Source organism: Micromonospora andamanensis (assembly GCF_016863495.1).
Classification (GTDB): Bacteria; Actinomycetota; Actinomycetes; order Mycobacteriales; family Micromonosporaceae; genus Micromonospora; species Micromonospora andamanensis.
Genome location: NZ_BOOZ01000014.1, coordinates 169,910 through 191,727, shown reverse-complemented (window position 1 = coordinate 191,727; position 21,818 = coordinate 169,910). Strand labels below are relative to the sequence as shown.

General features: G+C 69.5%; 21 protein-coding genes. 16 read left to right on the top strand and 5 right to left on the bottom strand.

All coding sequences use genetic code 11. The features are described 5' to 3' along the window. The first annotated feature begins 113 nt into the window (after positions 1-113). The 6 genes from Van01_RS14615 to Van01_RS14590 are packed head-to-tail and all read left to right on the top strand — an operon-like array spanning position 114 to position 6,576. Positions 114-1,424 (top strand): aspartate aminotransferase family protein, encoded by a 1,311-nt coding sequence (locus Van01_RS14615; RefSeq protein ID WP_239093034.1) that lies wholly within the window; start codon positions 114-116, stop codon positions 1,422-1,424. Further along, the gene (locus Van01_RS14610; protein ID WP_204007071.1) at positions 1,418-2,437 is read left to right on the top strand and encodes an NAD-dependent epimerase/dehydratase family protein; all 1,020 of its coding nucleotides are present in this window, start codon (positions 1,418-1,420) and stop codon (positions 2,435-2,437) included. Before Van01_RS14615 ends, Van01_RS14610 begins: the two co-directional genes overlap by 7 nt. 11 nt (positions 2,438-2,448) lie before the next feature. After that, positions 2,449-3,417, top strand: a complete 969-nt coding sequence (locus tag Van01_RS14605; protein ID WP_204007069.1) for a UbiA prenyltransferase family protein — start codon at positions 2,449-2,451, stop codon at positions 3,415-3,417. Continuing rightward, on the top strand, positions 3,417-4,430 hold the full coding sequence (locus Van01_RS14600) for a glycosyltransferase family 2 protein (RefSeq protein ID WP_204007066.1): 1,014 nt from the start codon (positions 3,417-3,419) through the stop codon (positions 4,428-4,430). The genes Van01_RS14605 and Van01_RS14600 overlap by 1 nt, the downstream gene beginning before the upstream one ends. Further along, positions 4,427-5,464 carry a glycosyltransferase family 2 protein gene (locus Van01_RS14595; RefSeq protein WP_204007064.1) on the top strand — a complete coding sequence of 346 codons (1,038 nt, stop codon included), beginning with the start codon at positions 4,427-4,429 and terminating at the stop codon, positions 5,462-5,464. Before Van01_RS14600 ends, Van01_RS14595 begins: the two co-directional genes overlap by 4 nt. Further along, positions 5,461-6,576, top strand: a complete 1,116-nt coding sequence (locus Van01_RS14590; RefSeq protein ID WP_204007062.1) for an endonuclease/exonuclease/phosphatase family protein — start codon at positions 5,461-5,463, stop codon at positions 6,574-6,576. The genes Van01_RS14595 and Van01_RS14590 overlap by 4 nt, the downstream gene beginning before the upstream one ends. Before the next feature lie 56 nt (positions 6,577-6,632). On the opposite strand, the gene Van01_RS14585 is transcribed toward Van01_RS14590, so the two are convergent. The 4 genes from Van01_RS14585 to Van01_RS14570 form a co-directional block, all read right to left on the bottom strand. Continuing rightward, positions 6,633-7,541, bottom strand: a complete 909-nt coding sequence (locus Van01_RS14585; protein ID WP_239099080.1) for an SMP-30/gluconolactonase/LRE family protein — start codon at positions 7,539-7,541, stop codon at positions 6,633-6,635. Next, positions 7,538-7,972: an SRPBCC family protein gene (locus Van01_RS14580; protein ID WP_204007060.1), complete on the bottom strand. Its 435-nt coding sequence runs from the start codon at positions 7,970-7,972 to the stop codon at positions 7,538-7,540. The genes Van01_RS14585 and Van01_RS14580 overlap by 4 nt, the downstream gene beginning before the upstream one ends. Before the next feature lie 99 nt (positions 7,973-8,071). Next, on the bottom strand, positions 8,072-9,298 hold the full coding sequence (locus Van01_RS14575) for a trypsin-like serine peptidase (RefSeq protein ID WP_204007058.1): 1,227 nt from the start codon (positions 9,296-9,298) through the stop codon (positions 8,072-8,074). A 115-nt stretch (positions 9,299-9,413) separates the two neighbouring features. Further along, positions 9,414-9,704: a DUF1905 domain-containing protein gene (locus Van01_RS14570; protein ID WP_204007056.1), complete on the bottom strand. Its 291-nt coding sequence runs from the start codon at positions 9,702-9,704 to the stop codon at positions 9,414-9,416. A gap of 224 nt (positions 9,705-9,928) precedes the next feature. Between Van01_RS14570 and Van01_RS14565 the strand changes: the two genes are divergently transcribed. Beyond that, the gene (locus Van01_RS14565; protein WP_204007055.1) at positions 9,929-11,032 is read left to right on the top strand and encodes a glycoside hydrolase family 53 protein; all 1,104 of its coding nucleotides are present in this window, start codon (positions 9,929-9,931) and stop codon (positions 11,030-11,032) included. 361 nt (positions 11,033-11,393) lie between these two features. Further along, complete coding sequence (locus Van01_RS14560) at positions 11,394-12,791, top strand: RICIN domain-containing protein (protein WP_204007053.1); 1,398 nt, start codon at positions 11,394-11,396, stop codon at positions 12,789-12,791. An 85-nt stretch (positions 12,792-12,876) separates the two neighbouring features. Here the strand turns inward: Van01_RS14560 and Van01_RS14555 are convergent, their stop codons facing one another. Continuing rightward, the gene (locus tag Van01_RS14555; RefSeq protein WP_204007051.1) at positions 12,877-13,647 is read right to left on the bottom strand and encodes a FadR/GntR family transcriptional regulator; all 771 of its coding nucleotides are present in this window, start codon (positions 13,645-13,647) and stop codon (positions 12,877-12,879) included. Positions 13,648-13,789: 142 nt separating this feature from the next. Between Van01_RS14555 and Van01_RS14550 the strand changes: the two genes are divergently transcribed. The 8 genes from Van01_RS14550 to Van01_RS14515 all read left to right on the top strand — a co-directional run bounded on the left by Van01_RS14550 (position 13,790) and on the right by Van01_RS14515 (position 21,796). Then, complete coding sequence (locus Van01_RS14550) at positions 13,790-15,058, top strand: ABC transporter substrate-binding protein (protein ID WP_204007049.1); 1,269 nt, start codon at positions 13,790-13,792, stop codon at positions 15,056-15,058. Positions 15,059-15,239: 181 nt separating this feature from the next. Then, positions 15,240-16,043 (top strand): carbohydrate ABC transporter permease, encoded by an 804-nt coding sequence (locus tag Van01_RS14545; protein WP_239099079.1) that lies wholly within the window; start codon positions 15,240-15,242, stop codon positions 16,041-16,043. After that, complete coding sequence (locus Van01_RS14540; protein ID WP_204007045.1) at positions 16,043-16,870, top strand: carbohydrate ABC transporter permease; 828 nt, start codon at positions 16,043-16,045, stop codon at positions 16,868-16,870. The genes Van01_RS14545 and Van01_RS14540 overlap by 1 nt, the downstream gene beginning before the upstream one ends. A 1-nt stretch (position 16,871) precedes the next feature. Next, a complete protein-coding gene (locus Van01_RS14535) occupies positions 16,872-18,110 on the top strand; it encodes a mandelate racemase/muconate lactonizing enzyme family protein (RefSeq protein ID WP_204007043.1) in 1,239 nt (412 codons plus the stop codon). Positions 18,111-18,166: 56 nt separating this feature from the next. After that, entirely contained in the window at positions 18,167-19,192 is a 1,026-nt protein-coding gene (locus Van01_RS14530) for a zinc-dependent alcohol dehydrogenase (RefSeq protein WP_204007041.1), read from the top strand. Beyond that, positions 19,189-19,950, top strand: coding sequence for an SDR family NAD(P)-dependent oxidoreductase (locus Van01_RS14525; protein ID WP_204007039.1), 762 nt, complete (start codon positions 19,189-19,191; stop codon positions 19,948-19,950). The genes Van01_RS14530 and Van01_RS14525 overlap by 4 nt, the downstream gene beginning before the upstream one ends. Beyond that, positions 19,947-20,822, top strand: coding sequence for an amidohydrolase family protein (locus tag Van01_RS14520; RefSeq protein ID WP_204007037.1), 876 nt, complete (start codon positions 19,947-19,949; stop codon positions 20,820-20,822). Before Van01_RS14525 ends, Van01_RS14520 begins: the two co-directional genes overlap by 4 nt. After that, positions 20,819-21,796, top strand: coding sequence for an aldo/keto reductase (locus Van01_RS14515; protein ID WP_204007035.1), 978 nt, complete (start codon positions 20,819-20,821; stop codon positions 21,794-21,796). The genes Van01_RS14520 and Van01_RS14515 overlap by 4 nt, the downstream gene beginning before the upstream one ends. The last annotated feature ends 22 nt before the right edge of the window (positions 21,797-21,818 follow it).

Genomic DNA, 21,818 nt, shown 5'->3' with positions numbered 1-21,818 from the left:
GATAGCGTCCCGACATGCCCAATCTGGTCAGCGTCGAGGAATGCGAACGTCTCACCATTCGGGAGGTACACGACCTCTATCGGCGGTACGTGAACGCAAGCCAGGTCAATCTGATGACGTCGTTCGGGTTCGGCCGAGAATTGGTCGACCGGGCCGAGGGCGCCTACCTGACATTACGTGACGGTCGCCGGATCCTCGATCTGACCGGCGGGGTGGGGGTGCTCAACCACGGCCACAACCATCCACGGATCATCGAGGCCCGCCGCCGGTTCGCCGAGCGGCAGCGGATGGAGGTCCACAAGACGTACTTTTCGCCCTATCTCGCGGCGCTCGGCCACAACCTCGCGCAGCTGCTGCCCGGCGACCTCTCCATGTCCTTCCTGCCCAACTCGGGGGCGGAGGCGGTGGAGGGTGCGGTGAAGCTCGCCTACAAGTACCACGGTGGCCGGCGCGGGACCATCCTGCGAGCGGACTGCGGTTTCCACGGAAAGCTGCTCGCTTCGGGTGGACTCACCGGACAACCGCACTTCAACTTTCCGACGATTCCGGGAATCGTCCCTTTCGCCTACGGCGATCTAAATTCCGTCCGGTCGGCCATTGACGACAATCCGGACGATGTCTATGCGCTCATCGTCGAGCCGTTCAGCGCCTCTACGATTCAGTGGTGTGACGAATCTTTCCTGCGCGGGGTGCGAGAACTGTGTGACCAGCACGACATCGTGTTGATCTTCGATGAGATCTACACCGGTTGGGGCAAGACGGGCAGCCTCTTCTACTTCATGCGCTACCCGGGCCTGATACCGGACGTGCTGACCACGAGTAAATCCTTCGGTGGCGGCAAGTCGTCCATTTCGGCATTCGTCGCCCGGAAGCCGGTGTTTCGCAGGGCGTACGACAATCTGACCGACGCCCTGCTCCAGAGCACCAGCACCACGTACTACGGCATGGGGGAGGAGTGCGTCACCGCCATCGAGGCGATGAACGTGGTGGTGGAGGACGACTACCCGGCGCGCGCCCGCGAGTTGGAACGCGTCCTCGAACCGGCGCTCAACCGGCTGGCGAAGGAGTACCCGGACGCCGTCGGCCGGGTGGCCGGCGCCGGGGCGCTCTGGGGGGTCCAGATCGAGGGCGGCCCGAAGGTGCTGGACCTGGTGTCCCGACTGGCCCCGGGCGGGGTGGCCCGGGATCCCCGGTTCAAGGCCAAGCTGGTGACCTCCGCCGTGGTCAACGCCCTCTACCGCGACCACGACATCTTCACCTACTACGCCCTCAACGGCCGCAACCCGCTGATCATCGGACCGTCCCTGGTCACCGAGCCAGCCGACGCGCAACGCGGCGTCGATGCCCTCGCCGAGGTGCTCGACCAGGGGCTGACCCGGCTGGTCTCCCGTTTTGTCGCGCAGAAGGTGGGCTCGCTGTGGTGATCACGGTTACCGGCGCCGCCGGCATGCTCGGGTCCCGCCTGGTCGAGCGGCTCACCGCCGACGGCCACCAGGTACGCGGCGTCGACATACGGGACGACGCCACAGTCACCGACGTCTGTGACATCCGCGACGCGCGGCTGTTGGACCGCGCGTTCGCCGACAGCCACGTGGTCATCCACTGTGCGGCGGCGCTGCCCAGCTACCCGCCCGACCAGATCCGGTCGGTGATCGTCGACGGGACGCGCAGCATGTTCTCCGCCGCGCGGCGGGCCCGCGTCGCGCGGGTGCTGCACGTGTCGTCCACGGCCGTGTACGGGCTGCCCAAGCAGGTGCCCACCCCCGAGGAACACCCACGCACCCCGGTGGACACCTACAGCGCGGCCAAGGCGGCGGCGGAGGAGATCGCCGAGGAACACCGTGCCGGTGGGCTGCCGGTGGCGGTGCTGCGGCCCAAGACCTTCCTCGGCCCGGGCCGGATGGGTCTGTTCGCGATGCTCTTCGAATGGGCCGAGGAGGGGCGCAACTTCCCGGTGCTGGGCCGCGGCGACGTCCGGATCCAGATGTTCGCCGTCGACGACCTGGTCGACGCGGTGGTCACCGTCCTCAACGCGCCCGACGAGGTCGCCAACGACACCTACAACCTCGGTGCCGACCGCTTCGGCACCCTCCGCGAGGACTTCCAGGCGGTCCTGGACGCCGCCGGTCACGGCCGACGGGTGGTCTCGCTGCCCGCCCGGCCCGCGCTGGCCGCCCTCAGCCTGCTCGAACGCAGCAGACTGTCCCCGGTCTACGGCCGGCTGCTGCACAAGCTGATGGCCGACTCGTACGTGAGCACGGAGAAGGCCCGACGTCGACTGGGCTTCCAACCCAAGCTGTCCAACCAGGACGCCATCCTGCGCACGTACGAGTGGTGGCGCGCCGAACGGCACCGGGCCCGTCCAGCCCGCCAGGGGCGGACGAGCCGCGATCCCTGGCGGCAGGGCGCCCTGTCCGCCGCCAAGATCTTCTTCTGACAGGGGCTCCGATGACGTCCGTCGAAACCGTGGTGGAGCCGGTCGCCCCGGTGGTCACCCGGCGCACCACCCGCCTGCCCGCGCCACTGCGACATCTGGTGGCCCTGGCCCGGCCCGGGCATGCCTTGAAGAACCTGCTCGCGGTGCCGCTCGCGCTGGCCGACACCCCGGTGTGGACGCTCGCGACGCTGTGGCGAAGCCTCTGGGCGGTCATGGCGTTCACCGTGGCGTCCTCGGTGATCTACGTGGTAAACGACATCGCCGACCGGCACCGGGACCGGGACCACCCGGTCAAGCGGAACCGCCCGATCGCTGCCGGCCACGTCCCGGTCCCGGTGGCCTGGGCGTACGCGGGCGTGCTGGGTGCCGTCCTGGTCGGGATGACCGCCAGCGGCCCGGTCATGAGGTGGTGGCCGCTGCTCACCTACCTGGCGTTGAGCATCGCCTACAGCAGGTGGCTCAAACACGTGCCGCTGCTGGACGTCTGCGTGGTCTCCGCCGGCTTCGTGCTGCGGGTGTTGCAGGGGTACGCGGCGACCGGCGCGGAGGTCTCCAGCCTGCTGCTGACCGCCGTGTTCACCGGGTGCCTGGTGCTCATCCTCGGCAAGCGGCGGCACGAACTCGCCGCCCTGGGGACACCGCACCGGCCGGCGCTCGACGGATACAACCTGCTGCTCGCCGACCACCTGCTCGGCCTCACCGCCTCGCTCGCCGGCACCACCTTCCTGCTGTACCTGCACCTCGACGCGCCTGTCGACGCCTACCCGCCGGTCGCGCTGGCCATCGTCGTACCGCTGGGCCTGCTCGCCGCGTTCCGCTATCTCCAGGCGGTCCTGGTGCTGCGCGGCGGTGGCGACCCGATCCGGATCCTGCTGCGGGACCGGACCATCGTCGGGTGCGCCGCGCTGGCCGGCGCCACGCTCGCCCTGGCCCAGATCATCGCCCGTTACCCCAACCTGCTGACCTGGACGGACAGTTGATGAAGCAACCCCTGGTGTCGGTAATCGTGCCGAACTACAACTACGCCCGCGCGCTGCACCTCTGCCTGGACTCGCTGCGCGCGCAGACCTATCCCCACCTGGAGATCATCGTGGTGGACGACTGCAGCACCGACGATTCGGTGGCGGTCGCCGAGGCGCACGGGGCGCGGGTGACGCGTACCCCGTACAACGGGGGGCCGGCGGCGGCGCGCAACCTCGGCGCGGCGGTCGCGACGGGAGAGATCCTGTTCTTCATCGACTCGGACGTGGCCGCCCGGCCCGACGCGGTGGCCAACGCTGTCGAACTGCTCAGCGCCGACCCGACAACCGGGGCGGTCTGCGGCAACTACGACCCGGTGCCGTTGATCCGGGACAGCCTGCTGGAGGAGTACCGCTGCCTGCAACAGTCGTACTGGTTGATCGCCGACGAGGGCCAGATCATGACGCTGTACACCGCGCTGCTGGCCATTCCGGCACGGGTCTTCGCCGAGGTCGGCCCGTTCAACCCGGGGCTGCGGGAGACCGAGAACGCGGACTACGGGATGCGGCTCGCCCAGCGCTACCGGATCCTGCTCTCGCCACGGGTACGCGGCGTGCACGACCATGACCACGAACTCGGCGTGCTGGTGCGCAAGGTGTTCACCCGCACCGCGCTGCACATCCCGCTGTACGCCCGCAAACCGGAGTTTCCCGGCGGCCTGCGCAGCGGTCCCCGCGCCTGGGTGAGCATCGCCGCCCCACTGGCGGTGCTCACCGCCGTCCTGCCGCTGCTGTTCGGTCCGGCACTGCTGCTGGTGCCGGTCGCCGCGCTCGTCGCGTTCGTCGCCGGTGACCTACCGATGTACCGGTTCGTGCGGGCCGAACGTGGGGCCCTGTTTCTGGTCTACTTCATCGCGATGCACTTCTTCCTGAACCTGGTCATCGCCGTCGCCGCGGCGTGCGGCGTGGCCGCCTGGTTGACCTCGGCCCGGTTCCGCCGGCTCTACGACCGTCCGGAGGTCGCCACCCGATGAACGAGCGTCCGCTGGTCTCGATAATCGTGCCGAACTACAACTACGCCGAGTCGCTGGACCTGTGCCTGCGGTCCATCCTCGACCAGACGTACCCGAACATCGAACTGCTGATGGTCGACGACTGCAGCACCGACCAGTCCGTCGCGGTGGCCGCCGCCCTCGGGGTCAACGTGGTCAGCACCGGCGTCAATGGTGGCTGCGGTACCGCCCGCAACGTGGGCGCCGCACACACCCGGGGCGACCTGATCTGCTACGTCGACTCCGACCTGGCCCTGGCGCCGGACGCGGTGGCCACCGCGGTGCGGATCCTCACCGAGGACCCGACGATCGGCGCGGTCTGCGGCATCCAGGACGCGGAGCCGTTGCTCCACGACACCGTGGTCTCGCGCTACCGGGGACTGCAGTACCACTACTGGTCGGTCAGCTCCGAAGGTGACGTGTCCTTCCTCTTCCCCGCGATGTGCGTCATCCGCCGCAGCGTCTACGACGAGGTCGGGCCGTTCAACCCGGCCCTGCGGCAGACCGAGGAGGTCGACTACGGCTACCGGTTGACCCGCCGACACCGGATGCTGCTCACCTCCGACGTACACGGCCGGCACGATCACGACCACGAACTGGTCGGGCTGCTCCGCAAGCTGTTCCACCGGGGTCGGCTGCGGATCCCGCTGTACGCCCGGGCCCGACGGTTCGGCAAGGGCTTCGAGACCGCCTCCCGGGCCTGGGGCAGCCTCGCCGCCTTCGCCTCGCTGCCCGCGCTGGCCCTACCGCTGGTGCTGGGCCCCTGGGGCGCCGTGGTCCCGGCCGCCCTGCTCGTCACGTCGCTGGCCTGTGACGCCGGGATGTACCGTTTCGTGCTGCGCCGTCGCGGGCTGCCCGCCCTGCTCGGTTTCGCCGTGCTGCACTTCCTGGTCAACGTCACGATCACCGCCGGAGTGGCGAGCGGCGCGGCGCAGTGGTTGCTGTCGCGGCCCTTCCGGCAGCTGTACGACGCCTCGTTCCCGATGGACAGCACCCCCCGGTGGGAGTCGGCGTGACGACCGCCACGCCGGTGGCCGCGACCGGCACCGAACCGGACGCGCCCACCGGCGCGGCGCCCCGGCGGCTGCCGGCGGCACTGCTGGTCACCGCGGCGGCACTCTGGCTCGCGTTCACCGCCGCGCATCTGGCGATCAGCGGACGGTGGTGGCTGTGGCTCGCGGTGGATGCCGTGCCACCGCTGGCCTTCGCCGTCGTCCCGCTGACCCTCGGCGTCGGCGCGGTGGTGCTGCGCCGGCGGTGGCGCACGGTGGCGCTGCTCGCCGCCGCCGCGCTGCTGCTCGGCGCGGGTCAGTCCGGTGTCAACATCCATCGCTGGCACGGCGGCGACGGTGTCGCACCCGCCGACGCGGTACGCGTCTTCGTGTGGAACACCGACTACTGGGACGAGGGCGGGCAGACCGAGGCGCTGTACCGGGTGCTCCGGGACGCCGACGCAGACGTCTACCTGTTGCAGGAGTACTGGTACGCGCGCACCGCCGGGCCGACTGAGGTGGCGCTGGACCGGCTGCGGGCCGAGTTCCCGGGCTTTCACGTGGTGGCCGTCGGTGAACTGGTCACCGTCTCGCGTCTACCGGTGCTCCGGCAGACGCCGCTGGCGGCGGACGGCCTGCCACCGGCGGTCGCCGAGGCCGGTGACCAGTGGCGGTACAAGACCCTGCGTACCGATCTGGACGTCGGCGGTGGTCGGGTGCTGTCGATGTACAACATGCATCTGCCGGTGCAGCTCTCACCCGACCATGGGCCGTTCGACAGGGACTTCTACCGGGTGCTGCGGGAGCAGCACGCGCAGCGCGAACCGCAGTGGCGGGCCCTGGCCGCGGACGTCAGCGCCAACCCGCACCCGGTGCTGCTCGCCGGTGACCTGAACACCAGCCCCGCCATGGGGGATCGGCGCAAGCTGCCCGAGGGCCTGCGCGACGCCAGCTACGCGATGCCGTCGCTGTACCCGGCGAGCTGGGCCGACAGTCCCGGCTGGCCGCAGTGGTGGCGGCTGGACTGGGCGTTCGTCTCACCTGACGTGCGGGTGCACTCCTACCGGTTCGACACCGGGCACGGCGTGTCCGACCACCGTCCGCAGGAACTTGTGGTGTCCCTGCCCGGCCGCTGACCGGCCGGGCAGGCAGCGGCACCGCCGACACCGGCCGCATCGCCGCGCCGGCCTGGCTATCCGGCCGTCGGGCCCGCGCCCGTGACGTTCAGCGCCAGCGAGTAGACCGAGGTCGTGGCGGTCACGAACAGCACGTTGCGCTTGCGGCCACCGAAGGTCAGGTTCGAGCAGATCTCCGGCAGCCGGAGCTTGCCGAGCAGCGTGCCCGCCTGGTCGAAGCAGTGGATGCCGTCGTGGGCGGCGACCCACAGCCGGCCCTCCCGGTCGAGTCGGATCCCGTCGAACGACCCGGCGTCGCAGTCGGCGAGCACGCCACGGTCACGCAGCGCCCAGTCCGGACCGACGTCGAAGTGCCGGAGATGACGACGACGAGTGTCGACGATGAACAGCCGGCGCTCGTCCGCGGAGAAGGCGAGGCCGTTGGGCCGCAGGAAGTCGTCGGCGACCCGTTCCACCCGGCCGTCCGGCGAGCAGCGGTAGACGTGGCAGCCGTCCAGTTCCGGATCCGCCCGGTGCCCCTCGTAGTCACTGTCGATGCCGTAGCTCGGGTCGGTGAACCACACCGAGCCGTCGCTGGTCTCGACCACGTCGTTCGGACTGTTGAACCGCTTGCCCTGCCAACGGTCCGCCAGCACGGTCAGCGACCCGTCGGGCTCGGTTCGGGTGACCCGACGATTGCCGTGCTCGCACGTCACGACGCGGCCGAGGCGGTCCATGGTGCGGCCGTTCGGGTAACCGGCGGGTGTCTGGAAGACGTCGCACCGGCCGGTGACCTCGTCCCACCGCACCACCCGGTCGTTCGGGATGTCGCTGAACAGCAGGCAACGCCACGCGGCGGAGTACGCCGGCCCCTCCAACCAGCGCCCGCCGTCGAACAGTCGCTGCACCACATGGTCGCCGCTGACCGCCTGGAACCGCTCGTCCAGCACGTCCCACCGGGTGGGTACCCGCTCCGCAGCCGTCACCGGTCCCCCTCGTCGCGCGCGGCGAGCCTCGCGAAGGCCGCGGCCTCCTGGTCGAGGAGCCGCCGGGTCCGCTTGCCGTACAGCAGCCGGACCAGTCGGGCCCCGGGGCCGTCCCAGTCGATGCTCAGCCGCAGCCGGGTGGCGGAGCCGTCCGGTCGCACCTCGTGGCGCGCCGTGGTGCGGACACCAGCCGTACGGGCCACCCAGGTGAAGCCGGCCCCGGGTCGCCAGTCGGTGACCTCGTAGGTCGCGGCTGCCAGCCCCGGCTGACGGATCCGGAAGCGGCTACCGACCGCGACCGGACCGGCGTCGTCGATTCGTCTGATCTCTTCGATGGTGGGCAGTAGCTCGGCCCAGCTGTCGACGTCGCTCACCGTGCGCCACACGGCTGCGGGTTCGGCGTCCACGTGCTGTTCGACGGCAATCGTCATGTACCGGATGGTACGGCGGGGTCCGGCGCGGCACCCGCCAGGGTCGTGGCGACGGTGGCGACCCGGGGATGTGCGCCGCCCGGGTCACCACAGTCGTGGTCAGCCGTTGTCGATGAGGCTCGCGATCTCGTTGTAGATGAGGTGCGCCTTCGCGCCCTGGTTGGACGGACATCCGCCGAGGTGGTGCAGGGCGATCACCCGGTGGCTGCTGTTCAGCACCGGCGAGCCGGAGTTCCCGCCGGAGGTGTCGCAGCTGTAGCTGATGTTCCAGGTGTTGTAGTTGGCGTTCCGTACGGTGCAGCGCGCGCCGTTCTGGGTGTTCTCGAAGATCGACAAACGCTTCGGGCTGCCGTCACCGTGTCCCGGGATGTACATCTGCGTCCCGGTGGTGGTGGCGGACGTCGCCAGGTAGAGCGTGCCGAATCCCTGGATGGCGGCGAAGTTGTTCACCGAGAACAGGGCGTAGTCGAGCTGGCTGGAGCCGCCACTGCTCACCCGGTAGAGCGTGGCGCCACTCACCTTGGTGCCGGCCCCGGGGTTCGCCCCGCCGCAGGTGGCGCACTGGTAGTTGAACTGCATCTCGCTGCCGCTGACCGCGGCCTGCGTCGAGAAACAGTGCTTGTTCGTCAACATGCGGTTGGTGTTGCCGACCCGCCAGGTGGTGCACATGCCGCCGCCGCTGATCAGCAGCCGCGCCACGGCGTTGCCGCGGGCGTACTCGGTGGGGTGGCTGCTCTGGTAGCAGACCACGTCGCGGCGGGCGTCGGTGCTGCAGACCGACTGCGTGGAGAAGTTGTACTGGGTGATCTCCGTGCGGTCGTAACCGCGCCAGAACCTGTCGATGGTCGCCGCGCTGCCCCGGGAGGAGCGGTTGCTGTGCAGCGTCACCACTGCCGTGTCGCCCTCCACCGACATCGCCCAGAAGCCGGGCCGCCCGTCGGTGGTGTAGTCCGCGCCGGTCGCCCGGTTCAGGTGACGGTCGTACCGGTAGCTCTCCCGGCCGTCCGGGCTGGACACGGTGACGTACTCGCCGGGGGCCAGCCGCAGCGTGCTGAAGTGCACCTTGACGTACGTGGCGCCGGGGTGCCGGATGATCTGGGTCCGGCCGTCGCGGGCGTACGACAACGAGCCGTCGACGGTGCGCAGCTCACCGACGGTCGTCACACCCTCGGCCGAGAACTGGTCCGACTCGGGTGCCCGGTCGGAGAGTGGCGCGATCGGCTGCACCGGGTAGGCCTCGGCGGGTGCCGACAGCAGGTTCAGCCCGAGTGCGCAGGCAGCGAATGTGACGGTCACCGTGCGTAGGCGGCGCAGGGCATGTTTCATCGTCGCTCCTCCCAGGAAGCGGAACCTGAACGATTCCTAAGCCTTCTTACCGAAGCGCATCGAAGCATGCAAGATAATCAATGAGTTATACCGCTTGTCGGCCGGCCAGCGGTCGTTACCTCGCGTCGACGATCAGCAGAATCGTGACGACGTCGCCGACCTCGATGCCCTCGGCCCGGCGGACCTTGTCCTTGACCGGCACGACGTAGCCGCCGTCCCTGGGGAACAGTGAGGTGGTCCACCGGGTGCCACCGATCCGCGCGGCCACCGGGATCATTCCCCAGCCGTAGCTGACCTGACCGGCCACCTCCGCCAGTTGGCCGCAGTGCTGGTCGGGCACTGTGACGAAGTGGAACGGGGACGGGCCGCGCCAGAACCACACCTCACCGGCGAACTCCAGCTCCATGCGGGCAACCTACCGTCGCCGGCCCCGGCCGGGCGCACGACGTCGGGTCCGGCGCGCGGCACCGTGGGGGGTGGTGCGGAGGTGCCGGCATGGGTCACTCTGACTGTCACGCTTGAGCCATCGATCCCCATCACCACCTCACCTGGTGCCGAGACCGTCCGGCAGTCCCGCCGGACGTGCCCGAACCCGTCGGGCACCCGCATCCCTGGATGTGAAGGAGCGCCATGAAACCGTCCCTCCGGGTCCTCGTGGGGGTGGCAGTCCTCGCCGCCCCGCTGGCCCTGATCGCACCCGCGCAGGCGGCAAACACCCTCACCATGCGCGGCGCGGACGTCTCCTCGCTGCAACGCAGCCTCGACCTCGGTGCCCGCTACTACAACGCCTCCGGCGCGCCGGCCGACCCCTACGACATCCTCGCCGCGAAGGGCGTCAACTATCTGCGGCTGCGCATCTGGAACAACCCGGCCAGCGGCTACAACAACAAGGCCAAGGTGCTTCAGCAGGCCAGGGTGATCAAGGCCAAGGGCTTCAAGCTGCTCGTCGACTTCCACTACTCGGACACCTGGGCCGATCCGGGCAAGCAGTACCCGCCGGCGGCCTGGGCCAGCCACTCGCTGAGCCAGTTGCAGGCCGACGTCTTCAACTACACGTACGATGTCTGCACGGCGCTGAAGGCGCAGGGCACCACGCCGGACGCGGTACAGATCGGCAACGAGATCAACGTGGGCATGCTGTGGCCCGCCGGGCAGGTGGTCAACAACGATTTCGCCCCGTTGGCGAGCCTGCTCAAGCAGGGATACCGGGCCACAAAGGCGTGCCACGGCGGTACCCAGGTGTGGATCCACACGGCCAACGCGGACAGCAACGCCAACGCCCGCTGGTTCTACGACGGGATCAGGGCGCAGGGCGTCACCTGGGACGTGACCGCGTTGTCCTATTACTGCATGTGGCACGGGACGCTCGCCAACCTCTACAACGTGGTCGCCGACGTGCGGTCCCGCTACGGCCGGCCGGTGGTTATCGCCGAGACGGCGTACCCGTTCACCACCGCCGACGCCGACCACCAGCCGAACGTGATCTCCGGTACCGCGCGCTGCGACAACATCCCGGCCACCTGGGCCGGGCAGGCGCAGCAGTTCAGCTGGGTGCAGAACACCGCCCGCAACGCCGGGGCGGTGGGCGTCTTCTACTGGGAACCGACCTGGCACGCCGTACGCGGCAACGGCTGGGATCCGGCGGACATCAACGGGACCGGTAACGGCTGGGACAACATGGCCGTCTTCGACTGGTCCGGGCGGGTCAATCCGCACCTGTACTGGACTCCGTGACCGAGTTCCGGGCCCGGGAGTCGCCACCGGGCCCGGTGGGTGGGTCTTCCGTGGCCCCGGCCGGGCCCGGACCGGGCTCCGAAGCATGGCCGACAAATAGACCTCAGTCGTTTGACGTATGACGTCGTTAACGCTAACTTCGCTGTCACGAGCGGGTCTTGTGGCTGCCGGGAGCCCAATTCACCGCCGTGGTCCCGCGCCGGCCAGTCTCGACCGTGGGCTCGTCGACAGGCTGTCCGGCGGCTCCGGTGACCGGATCTCTCCGCACCACACCACAGTGTCGACGCCACCACCTGACGCCGGCACATACGCAGGGCATCCACGCGCTGCGCGTGGGTGACCCCGATCGAAGGAGTGGACCATGAAGTCCATCGGTGAGGTTCGTCCCGCCTCTCCACCGAGACGCGGCTGGCGGTCGGGGCTGGCTGCGGCGGCTGCCGCGGTGCTGGCGGCGAGCGCGCTCGTGGTGGTGAACGCGGCACCCGCGGCGGCGGCGACAGTGGACACCAACGCCTGGTACGTGCTGGTCAACCGGAACAGTGGTAAGGCGCTTGACGTGTATGGCCTGGCCACCAGCGATGGTGCGCGGATCAGTCAGTGGACGCGCAACAACGGCGCGAATCAGCAGTGGCAGTTCGTGGACTCTGGTGGCGGCTATTACCGGTTGAAGTCCCGGCATTCCGGCAAGGTCCTGGATGTGTCGAACGCGTCGACTGCCGACGGTGCGGGGGTCGTGCAGTGGTCGGATCACAACGGCAGCAACCAGCAGTTCCGGTTGGCCGACTCGGACGGCGGTCACGTGCGGTTGATCAGCCGGCACAGCAGTAAGGTCGTCGAGGTACAGGGCGCTTCCACTGCTGACGGCGCGAACATCGTGCAGTACGCCGACTGGAACGGCACAAACCAGCAGTGGCAGCTCGCCCGGGTCGACGGCGGCGGTGACCCCACGTCGCCACCACCGACCGGTGGCAGCGGGTGCGGCAAGGCCCCGACGCTCAACAGCGGTACGCACACCATCCAGAGCAACGGCAAGAGCCGCCAGTTCATCCTGCGGATGCCGGCGAACTACAACAACAACAATCCCTACCGGCTGATCTTCGCGTTCCACTGGCGCGGCGGCACCATGCAGGAGATCTCCTCCGGCGGCACCAGCGGGAGCGCCTGGTCCTACTACGGCCAGCAGGAGCAGTCGAACAACAGCGCCATCCTGGTCGCGCCGCAGGGGCTCGGCAACGGCTGGGGCAATTCCGGCGGTGAGGACGTCACGTTCGTCGACGACATGATCCGCCGGATCGAGAGCGATCTGTGCGTCAACCCGAGGCAGCGCTTCGCCCTCGGCTTCAGCTGGGGCGGCGGCATGAGCTACGCCCTCGCGTGCGCCCGGGCCACTGTCTTCCGGGCCGTCGCCGTGATCGCGGGCGCGCAGATCAGCGGTTGCAGCGGCGGTACGCAGCCGATCGCGTACTTCGGGTTGCACGGCATCTCGGACAACGTCCTCAGCATCGGCCAGGGTCGAGGGCTGCGTGACACCTTCGTCCGGAACAACGGCTGCAACGCGCAGAACCCGCCCGAGCCCGGTGCGGGCAGCCGTACGCACATCACCACTGCCTACTCCGGTTGCCGGGCCGGATACCCGGTGCAGTGGGCGGCCTTCGACAACGGGCACATGCCGGGCCCGGTGGACGGGACGTACGCCGAGAGTGGCATCACCACCTGGACCAAGGGTGAGATCTGGCGATTCTTCGCCCAGTTCTCCTGACCGGGCCGAGCGCGACGGCGGGTCTCGGCCTCCTGGCGGCAGTGGGAGCCAGGAGGCCGGGCCCGCCGGCCCGTCGTGTCCCGGGTCAGCGTTGCAGGCGGTCCGGCTTGCCCGGGCCGCTGCGCCGCACCAGCCAGGCCTCGGTGATGTGGGTGAACATCGCCGCCGCGGCCCCCTCCGGGTCGTGGGCGGCGATCATCTCGTAGACACGTCGGTGTCCCCGGTTGGAGGCGACGCAGAGCGACCGCTCGGTGCGGCCGGTGTACCGCGCCGTATTCACGACCTGACTCTCCAGCCCCCGCACGACGCCACGAGCGATGCGGTTCCCGGACGCCTGCATGACGGTGTCGTGGAAGGCCCGGTCGAGTTCGTGGTAGGCGACGGTGTCGCCGACGAGCTCGTCCATCCGGTCGACCAGGGCGCGCAGGCGGTCCACGGTCTCCTCATCGGCGATCCGGGCGGCGACGTGTGCCATGTCGGACTCCAGCAGCCGCCGGGTCACCACCACGTCGTCGAGGATGGAAAGGCTGTCGTCCTCGGCGATGGTGGCCCCGAGGACGAGTTCGTCGAGCATGTCCCACATCGACTGCGGGGTGACCATGGTGCCGGCACCCTGACGGACCTGCACCAGCCCCTTCTCCTGAAGGATCTTGACCGCCTCCCGGACCACTGTCCGGCTGACGGAGAAGGTCTCGCACAGCACCGGCTCGGGGGGCAGCGCCGTGCCGGACGGGTGCACCCCCCGGACGATGCGTTCCACCAACTCGGCGGTGACGGCCGTGGCGAGGTTTGTGGGGCGGCGCGGCCAGGCCGGGGCGGCCAGCTTTTCCAGGGCCGTCTCCTGCGATGGCGTCATGTCCCCCTCCGATTGGCTCGTCGTGCCACGACGTACAGGTCAGTGTACGACCGAGTGTTGACGTCATACGTCATACGAGTTACGTTCTTGATCACGTTGGCTGCGGCAGGCCGTCAGCCACTCCCCTCAGAGGTGAACAACTATGAAACAACGAGCATTGTGGTCAGCCGTCCTCGTTGTGGGCCTGGCGACGGCAGGCTGTGGAAGTGCCAGCGACACCGGCTCCTCTTCCTCCGGTGGCTCGACCGACAAGCTGGTGGTGTGGGACTGGAAGTCCGGTGAACCTTCCGCCGGACCATACATCGAGAAGGCCAAGGCCGACTTCGCCAAGAAGCACCCGGACGTGACGCTGGAGTTCGTCGCGCAGCCGTTCGACCAGTACTACACCCTGCTCGGCGCGGCCATCCAGTCCGGCAAGGGCCCGGACGTGATGCTGTTCAACGGCGGCGGCCAGATCCGCGACCGGGTCGACGCGCTGGTGCCGCTCGACGAGTACGTGGCCGAGGACAAGCAGCGGCTCGCCGGTTGGGACGCCTTCGCCAAGGACGGCAAGACCTACGCCGGCCCGGTGACGTTGCAGGGCCACCCCATCTACTACAACAAGGCACTGTACGAGAAGGCCGGACTCGATCCGGCAAGCCCTGCCACGACCTGGGACAAGTTCCTCGCCGACTGCGCCGCCATCGCCAAGGCGGGGGCCAAGTGCTTCGCCCTCGGTAACAAGGAAGGCGCCGGAATCCAGTTCTGGATGTCGGCCCTGGGCTCCGCCATTCTCACCGCCCAGGAGTACGACGACTGGATCGCGGGCAAGCGCGACTGGAACTCGCCGAACGTGAAGCGGATCTTCCAGCTCTGGAAGGAGGCCGGCGACGCCGGTCTGAACAACGAGGGCGCCAACTCGACAGCGATGTTCAACGACGCCTTCGCGCTCTTCCAGTCCGCCAAGGCCGCGCACGTCATCGGCCTGATGTCGGACGTGGGGCACTGGAAGGACTTCAACGAGTTCCTCACGCCCGACAAGCTCGGTGTGATGAGCGCTCCGGTCGTCACCGCCGGCACCACGCCGAGCCTGGCCTACGACGGCGGCATCGGCTACGCGGTGGCCAAGTGGACAAAGGATCCCAAGGTCGCCGCTGATCTGGTGCGATCGCTCACCTCGACCGACGCGCTCAACGCCTTCTACGCCGACGCCGGCGCGATCGCGTCGGACACCACTATCGACGTGTCACAGGCCGGCCCGGCCGCCGCCACGATCGTCTCCCAGCTCAAGAACGGCAAGCCCGCGCTGCACGTGGCGCTCTCCTCGAAGACCTTGGATCTGATGGGACGGATCGCCCAGCAGCTGCTCAGCGGCTCGATAAGCGTCGACGAGGCGGTGAAGCAGCTGGGCGCTTCCGACCAGGCGGGCTGATTTCGTGCCGATCGGAAACGCACAGCCGTCGGTCCGTCCGGTTCCCGCCGGACGGACCGACGGGGCGCCGGCCGGATCTGCGGGCCGTCGCCGTGGTGCCGGGCCACGGCCCGTCCGCCGCGGCTCACGCGCCGAGCGCTTCGCCCCCTACGTTCTGGTCGCACCCGCGATCCTGATCATCGTGGTGCTGCGGCTGTACCCGTTGCTGCTCGGCGTCAACTTCTCCTTCACCGGGGACGGAGAGCGCAACGGTACGACTGTCGGTCTCGACAACTACCTCGAACTCCTCGACGACCCGCTGTTCCGGACCGCACTGAGCAACGTCGGGCTGCTGGTGCTGCTGCTTCCGGTCGCGGTGGCGATTCCCGGGCTGCTCGCGACCTTCATCTACCTGCGGGTGCCCGGACACCGCTTCTACCGCAGCGTCTACTTCTTCCCGGCAGTGCTCTCACCTGTCATCGTCGGGGCGATCTTCAATCTGCTGCTCGCCTTTGACGGCCCCGTGAACGCCGGGCTGGAGGCGGCCGGCATCAGCCCGGTTGACTGGCTCGGGAAACCCGGCGTCGCGATGTTCGTGGTGGTCGGCGTACATATCTGGGCGACCTTCGGCATGGCGCTCGTGGTGTTCCTGGCCGGATTCGCCACCCTGGACGCGGCACTGCTGGACGCGGCCCGGGTGGACGGCGCCTCACTGCCCCAGGTCATCCGGCACGTGATCATTCCGGGCCTGTCCCGCACCATCGCCTTCGTCGCCGTGACCACCATGGTCGGGATGCTCACCTCGATGTTCGGCCTGCTCTACGTGATGACAAGCGGCGGACCCGAGGGGTCCACCTACCTTCCGGAGTACTACATCTGGATCCAGCAGGGCCAGATGAACAGGCCCGCCCTCGCCTCGGCCGCGTCGACGGTGCTCTTCGTGATCATGCTCGTCGTGGGGCTGCTGCAGGTGAAGCTGCTCCGGCGGGCGGGAGGGGAGGACTGATGTCCCGCGTACGGCTGAGCCGGTGGCTGCTGGCCATCCCGATGTCGCTGCTCGCGCTGGCGACGATCTACCCGCTGCTGTTCATCGCCAACGTGGCGATGAAGACCCGTCGCGACTACATCCTCGACCGGTTCTCCCTGACCGACGCCCTGCGCTGGGACAACATCAGCACGGCCTGGAACAGCGTGGGCATGGACCGGTACTTCGTCAACTCCCTGATCGTGGTGACGTCGTCGGTCGTCCTGCTGCTGTTGTTCGGGTCGATGGCCGGCTTCGCCCTGAGCCAGCTGCGCTTCCGTGGTTCCTCGGCGCTCTTCCTGGGCTGCCTCGCCGGACTCTTCGTACCGTTCCAGGTGATCATGGTTCCGCTCGCCCGGATCATGGCCGACACCGCCCTCATCGACACGTACCCCGGTCTGATCCTGGTCTTCGTGGCCCAGTTCCTGCCCTTCACCGTCTTCCTGATGACGAGCTACTACAAGACCATCCCGCGGGAGGTCATCGACGCGGCCCGGATCGACGGCAACAGCGTGTACGGCGTGTACCGCCGGATCATGCTGCCCCTGGGCACCCCGGCCCTGTTGTCGGTAGGCATCCTCAACGCGCTGTTCTGCTGGAACGACGTGCTGATGTCGCTGGTGATGATGCCGTCGGCGGACCATCGCACGCTCATGGTCGGCGTGACCTCGCTGCGCGGGCAGTACTCCGACGACATCCCGACCTTCGCCTCAGGGGTGCTGATCGCCGCAATACCGGTCCTGGTGGTCTACCTCTTCCTCCAGCGCCAGATCGCCGACGGCGTCGCCGCCGGCTCCACGAAGGGCTGAAATGCGCATCACCGGATATCGGACGCTCACCACGATCCAGGAATGGGGGCGCCCAGTCGGCGACGCCAACGGCGTCATCGCCAACGGCAACGTCCCGGTGCCGATCGTCGTCGTGGAGACCGACGAGGGGCTCTCGGGCGTCGGCATCGGCCCGCAGGTCGAGATCGAGCGGATCTTCGCGGCCATCGACGGGGAGGACCCCCGCGCGGTGACCACGCTCTACGACCGCATGTTGCGGCACACCTTCAAGGCCGGTCACGCGGGCCCGGTGTTCGGCACCATCGGCGCGCTCGACACCGCACTCTGGGACATCAAGGCGCAGGCCGCCGGACAGCCGCTGTGGCGGTTGCTGGGCGGACGTGACCGACGGGTTCCGGCGTACGCCTCCGGCCTTGACATCGGCCTCACCGACGACGAACTCGTCGCGGCGTACACCCGCTATGCCGCGCACGGGCTGCGGGCGGCGAAGCTCAAGGGCGGCCTCGACATCGAGCAGGACCGACACCGGCTGCACCTGGTCCGGGAGGTTCTGGCCGAGGCCGGTCACGGACTCCGGCCCGGCCTGATGCTTGACGTCAACGAGGCGTGGACCCGCAAGCAGGCCGTGCGGCACGTGTGCGAACTCGAACGCACCCTCGACCTCATCTGGATCGAGGAGCCGGTTCGGCGCTGGGACGCCGAAGGGCTCGCCGCCGTCGGCCGGGGCGTGCGCGCCTCCGTCGCCACCGGGGAGAACCTCACAGGTCTTGAGCAGTTCCGTCCGCTGATCGGTGCCGGCGCGGTGGACGTCGTCCAGACGTCCGCGGTGTGGGGAGTCACCCACTTCCTCCGGGTGTCCGCCCTGGCGCACGCCTACGACCTGCCGGTCAGCCCGATCGGCAACAGCCCGCTCGGGCTGCTGCACGCGGCCACCTCGGTGCCGAACCACCTGACCAGCGAGTTGCAGAACCTCTGGTCACCTGTCGGTGTCTCCGTCGACCTGCACGTCGAGGACGGTGCCTTCGTCCTGGGCGACTCGCCCGGACTCGGCCTGACCCTCGACGAACAGCGGATCGGGACGGTGGAAGGGCACTCGGAGGCACCGGCGGTCGACGGACCGAACGTCCGGCCGGAGCAGGCCGGGCGGCGGCTGCTGGCCGCGACGGACGACGTGGTACCCACCGCCGCCGGCTTCCCGCTGGCGCGGGTTGCCACACCGGCACACAACAGCAACCAGGTGTCGCCGAGCGGACGTCACTGAACAAACCGACGGCTGGTCGCGGCAGGGCGGCTGACGGTTGTTGATACGGAGGATCGATGAAGGCAGTGGTCTACCGGGGTGCACGACACCTCGGAGTCGAGGAACGTGTGCCTGCGGCACCCGGGCGCGGCGAGGTGCGGATCTCGGTGGCCTACACCGGGATCTGCGGCACCGACCTGCACATCTACCACGGGGACATGGACTCCCGGGTAGGTGCTGACGCGATCATCGGGCACGAGATGTCCGGGCGGATCGCGGCGCTGGGCGAGGACGTCACGGGCTGGTCCGTCGGCCAGCCGGTGACGGTGCTGCCGACCAGATGGTGCGGCAGGTGTGCCGCCTGTCAGCGCGGCCACTCGCACATCTGCCACGCCATGAACTTCCTCGGCATCGACTCGCCGGGTGCGATGCAGTCGTCCTGGAACGTGCCGGCGGAACTGGTCCTGCCGCTGCCCGAGGAGTTGCCGCTCGACCAGGGAGCACTCGTCGAGCCGGTGGCCGTCGCCGTGCACGACGTGCGTCGCGGGCAGGTGGCCTCCGGCGATCACGTGGTCGTGGTCGGTGGCGGGCCGATCGGGGTGCTCATCGGCACCGTCGCCCAGGGCCGTGGCGCACGGGTCCTGCTCGTCGAGCCGGACCCGGCGCGGCGAGCCGTGGCCGGCGAGGTCGGCATCGAGGCCGTCGACCCGGGCGCGGTCGACGTGGCGGCGTTCGTGGCCGACCGTACCGACGGTGCGGGCGCGGACGTGGCCTTCGAGGTCTCCGGCGCCGCGGCGGGTGTCGGCACGGCGGTCGAGGTGCTGGCCGCCAGGGGACGACTGGTGATGGTGGCGATCCATCCCCGGCCGCGAGAGGTCAACCTGCACCGGTTCTTCTGGCGCGAGTTGGAACTGCTCGGCGCCCGCCTCTACCAGCGGGACGACATGGTGGAGGCGATCCGGCTGGTCGCCTCCGGCGCGATCCCGGTCCGGCAGCTGATCTCCCGGATCGAGCCGCCCGAGGCGGCGACCGAGGCGTTCACCGCACTGGAGGGTGGCGGTGTGATGAAGGTGCTGCTCGACTGGCGGGAGGGCGACAGGTGACGAAGCTGTTCGACCTGTCCGGACGGACCGCTGTGGTGACAGGTGCCCGGCGCGGCATCGGCCTGGCCATGGCCGAGGCGCTGGCCGTGGCCGGTGCCGACATCGTCGGCGTCTCCGCGAACCTCGAACCGGAGGAGAGCGAGGTGGGACGCCGGGTACGCGCCGCCGGCCGGCAGTTTACCGCGCTGCGCGCCGATCTCGCCGACCGGGCGGCCGTCCGCCGGCTGGCCAGTGATCTGATCGCGCTCGGGCCGATCGACATCCTGGTCAACAATGGCGGCACCATCGCCCGCGCCCCGGCCGTGGAGCACCCCGACGAGCTCTGGGACCACGTGATCGAGGTCAACCTGAACAGCCAGTTCGTGCTGAGTCGGGAGATCGGTCGGACGATGGTCGAGCGCGGCCAAGGGAAGATCATCTTCACCGCGTCCCTGCTCAGTTTCCAGGGTGGCATCACGGTGCCCGGGTATGCCGCGTCGAAGTCGGGCGTGGCCGGGCTCACCAAGGCGCTGGCGAACGAGTGGGCGGCCCACGGGGTGAACGTCAACGCCATCGCCCCCGGCTACATCGCCACCGACAACACCCGGGCGCTGCGCGAGGACCCGGACCGCGACCAGGCGATCCTCGCCCGGATCCCGGCCGGGAGGTGGGGTGTCGCCGGTGACCTCGGCGGCGCCACCGTGTTCCTGGCCTCGGCGGCCTCCGACTACGTCAACGGGATCGTGCTGCCGGTCGACGGGGGATGGCTGGGCCGATGACCGACGCACCGCCCGGAGCGGCAGACATCGTCGACGCCCACCACCACCTGTGGGTCCGCGCACGACACCCGCAGCCGTGGATCGACCCGGTGACCATGGCGGCCATCGACGCCGACTTCGAACTCGTCGACCTGGCCCCGCTGGCCCGGGCGGCGGGCGTCACCGCCACAGTCGTCGTGCAGTCCATCGCCTCGGTGCGGGAGACAGTGGACCTGCTGCGGGTCGCCGCCGCCGACGCTCTGGTCAGCGGTGTCGTCGGCTGGGTGGACCTGACCGCCGACGACATCGCCGACCGCCTCGACCGGCTGCGCGCCGGCCCTGGCGGGCAGCACCTGGTCGGCATCCGTCATCTCGTGCAGAGCGAGACCGACCCGGCCTACCTCGACCGCCCGGACGTCCGCCGGGGCATCGCCGCGGTGGGCGCCGCCGGCCTGGTCTTCGACCTGCTGGTCCGGCAGCACCAACTGCCGATGGCCGCTCGGCTGGCGCATCACCTGCCGGAGGTACGGTTCGTCCTCGACCATCTCGGCAAGCCCGCGCTGGGCACTCCGGACTTCGACGAGTGGCGGCGGGGCCTGCGGGCACTCGCCGAAGCGCCGAACACGACGGCGAAGGTGTCCGGCCTGACGACCGAGGTGCCCCGGTCACCCTGGACGGTGGAGGATCTCCGACCCGCCGTCGACCACGCCCTCGCCGTGTTCGGACCGCACCGGCTAATGTTCGGCTCGGACTGGCCGGTGAGCCTGCTGGCCACCTCGTACCCGCGCTGGATCGAGACGGTCACGGAGCTGCTGGCGGATCTCGACCCGACCGACCGCGCGGCGGTCTCTGCGGACACCGCCCGGCGTCACTACCGACTGGAGGCTTCGTGAGGACACACGTACTGCCGCGCCGTCCGGCGATCCGCCTCACCGAGCTGGGTCTCGGCGCGGCCCAGGGCGGCAACCTGTACCGGGTCACCACTGACGAGGAGTTCGTCGCCGCAGTGGACACCGCCTGGGCGGCGGGGGTGCGGTACTTCGACACCGCGCCGCACTACGGCCTCGGGCTGTCCGAACGTCGCCTGGGCCGCGCGCTACGGCACCGACCACGCGACGAGTACGTGGTGTCGACGAAGGTCGGACGACTGCTGGTGCCGTCGCCGCAGGACGCGCACCTGCGCGACTCTGAGGGGTTCGACGTGCCCGCGGACCACCGCCGGGTGTGGGACTTCAGCCGGGACGGGGTACGCCGTTGCATCGAGGCCAGCCTGGAGCGCACCGGCCTCGACCGGATCGACATCGCCTATTTGCACGACCCTGACGATCACTGGGAGCAGGCTGCCGGGGAGGCGGTGCCCGCCCTCGTCGAGTTGCGGGACCAGGGCGTCGTGGGTGCGATCGGGGCCGGCATGAACCAGTCGGCGATGCTCGCCCGGTTCGTCCGGGAGACCGACGTGGACGTGATGATGTGCGCCGGTCGGTACACCCTGCTCGAACAGGGCGCGGTCGACGACCTGCTGCCGCTCGCGGAGAGTCGGGGAGTGGGTGTGGTGATCGCGGGGGTCTACAACTCGGGACTGCTGTCGCGGGACCGCCCGCCGGCCGACACGTTCTACAACTACCAGCAGGCCCCGCCGGAGTTGATCGAGCGGGCGCGACGGATGGCCGAGGTGTGCGACGCACACGGGGTCACCCTGCCGCAGGCGGCGCTGGCCTTCGTCCGCCGCCACCCGGCCGTGGTCTCGACAGTGGTAGGTGTCCGCAACGGAACACAGATGGCAGAAACGGTACGGCGGTCGGCCGGGACGGTACCCGACGAACTGTGGCAGTCACTGGCCACCGCCGGGTTGCTCGCCTCACGCTGAGGTCTGGTCGACGTCCCTGGCC

Bases quoted from the DNA above. Each gene is read 5' to 3' on its own strand.
- Van01_RS14615 (WP_239093034.1), top strand. From the start codon at position 114: ATGACGTCGTTCGGGTTCGGCCGAGAATTGGTCGACCGGGCCGAGGGC.
- Van01_RS14605 (WP_204007069.1), top strand. From the start codon at position 2,449: ATGACGTCCGTCGAAACCGTGGTGGAGCCGGTCGCCCCGGTGGTCACC.
- Van01_RS14600 (WP_204007066.1), top strand. From the start codon at position 3,417: ATGAAGCAACCCCTGGTGTCGGTAATCGTGCCGAACTACAACTACGCC.
- Van01_RS14595 (WP_204007064.1), top strand. From the start codon at position 4,427: ATGAACGAGCGTCCGCTGGTCTCGATAATCGTGCCGAACTACAACTAC.
- Van01_RS14580 (WP_204007060.1), bottom strand. From the start codon at position 7,972: ATGACGATTGCCGTCGAACAGCACGTGGACGCCGAACCCGCAGCCGTG.
- Van01_RS14575 (WP_204007058.1), bottom strand. From the start codon at position 9,298: ATGAAACATGCCCTGCGCCGCCTACGCACGGTGACCGTCACATTCGCT.
- Van01_RS14570 (WP_204007056.1), bottom strand. From the start codon at position 9,704: ATGGAGCTGGAGTTCGCCGGTGAGGTGTGGTTCTGGCGCGGCCCGTCC.
- Van01_RS14565 (WP_204007055.1), top strand. From the start codon at position 9,929: ATGAAACCGTCCCTCCGGGTCCTCGTGGGGGTGGCAGTCCTCGCCGCC.
- Van01_RS14560 (WP_204007053.1), top strand. From the start codon at position 11,394: ATGAAGTCCATCGGTGAGGTTCGTCCCGCCTCTCCACCGAGACGCGGC.
- Van01_RS14555 (WP_204007051.1), bottom strand. From the start codon at position 13,647: ATGACGCCATCGCAGGAGACGGCCCTGGAAAAGCTGGCCGCCCCGGCC.
- Van01_RS14550 (WP_204007049.1), top strand. From the start codon at position 13,790: ATGAAACAACGAGCATTGTGGTCAGCCGTCCTCGTTGTGGGCCTGGCG.
- Van01_RS14540 (WP_204007045.1), top strand. From the start codon at position 16,043: ATGTCCCGCGTACGGCTGAGCCGGTGGCTGCTGGCCATCCCGATGTCG.
- Van01_RS14535 (WP_204007043.1), top strand. From the start codon at position 16,872: ATGCGCATCACCGGATATCGGACGCTCACCACGATCCAGGAATGGGGG.
- Van01_RS14530 (WP_204007041.1), top strand. From the start codon at position 18,167: ATGAAGGCAGTGGTCTACCGGGGTGCACGACACCTCGGAGTCGAGGAA.
- Van01_RS14520 (WP_204007037.1), top strand. From the start codon at position 19,947: ATGACCGACGCACCGCCCGGAGCGGCAGACATCGTCGACGCCCACCAC.